Consider the following 1,053-nt stretch of genomic DNA (forward strand, 5'->3'; position numbering starts at 1 on the left):
AAGCAATGCACTTCCTTGCGCGACAGCCAGGCATTGGCGCCCGCCTTGTAGAGCGAGTCGCCACGCGCGGCCGCGACGTACCAAGCCTTGCGAAGCGCGACCTCGTCGGCGTTTAGCCCCGAGCTATCCAGCCAGATGGCCTCCAGCGCCGCCGAGACCGGATAGCGCGCATAAAGATGGCGCACCGCCGCGAGGCGCAGCCGCGCAGGGTCGCGCGTCTTCAGCTTCGGGCGCCACAAGGCGCCGTCGCGGATGGCCATGTTGGCAAAGCCCCGGCGTGCTTCGTCGAGCGCCCGCTCGAAATCCGGAGCGGCACGCGGGACGAGGCAAACCCGCCTCAGCGTCGCTTCATATGCTTCAATACGCTCGCGCGCGGCATCCTGCCGGCGCTGGATCATGGACTTGGCCATGGCCGTTCTTCCTGATTGGCCCCCTGTCAGCCGCACGCAATTCCAGCGTCGGCACGGAATGTGTCGATCTGGATCGCCGGGACATTGACAGGTCTCCTTTCGGGAAGACGGATTAAGAATGGGCGGCTTCTCTAGGCTCGCGGCAGATTTGACGCAAGAGGCATTCTTTCAAGACTTATGATCGGTGACAGAGTGTTGCCTGGAAGCATCTCTAGTCTTTCAGGCAACCACTATTGTCGGTGTGTCTCTCTGAAATGGGTCGCGATTGCATGACATCTGTCGCCAGGCATCATGCTGCCTTTTCGGCCGCGAACTTCCTCACCACCCGCTCCAGCAGCGGCGCGTAGTCGCGAAAGGCGCGCGTCTTCATGTTGGCGACCTTGCCGCCCTCGTCCCAGATGCGGACGCGCACCGCCTCCTCATGGAACGGGTTCCTGCGGAACTCGGCCACCTCCTCGGCGCTCATCGGCCCGCCCTGCAGCGACAGTGTATGGACAGAGGCCGGCGAGAGCTTGCCGAAATAGGTCGGGTCGGTGGCGCAGAGATAGCGCTTGGCCGAGACATGCAGCCGGACGCATTCGACGATGACCGGCGGGAAGAACGGCGCCAGCACCTCGCCGCCCGCCTCGTCATGGTGCTTGTC

Annotated in this window: 2 pseudogenes; both read right to left on the reverse strand. The window is 63.8% G+C overall.

Features of this window, described 5'->3' with window-relative positions:
- Positions 1–410 (reverse strand): annotated as a pseudogene (locus tag EN781_RS33090) (hypothetical protein); the annotation flags it as partial.
- A 289-nt stretch (positions 411–699) separates the two neighbouring features.
- Positions 700–1,053 (reverse strand): annotated as a pseudogene (locus tag EN781_RS33095) (HD domain-containing protein); the annotation flags it as partial.

The organism is Mesorhizobium sp. M4A.F.Ca.ET.090.04.2.1 (genome assembly GCF_003999085.1).
GTDB lineage: Bacteria > Pseudomonadota > Alphaproteobacteria > Rhizobiales > Rhizobiaceae > Mesorhizobium.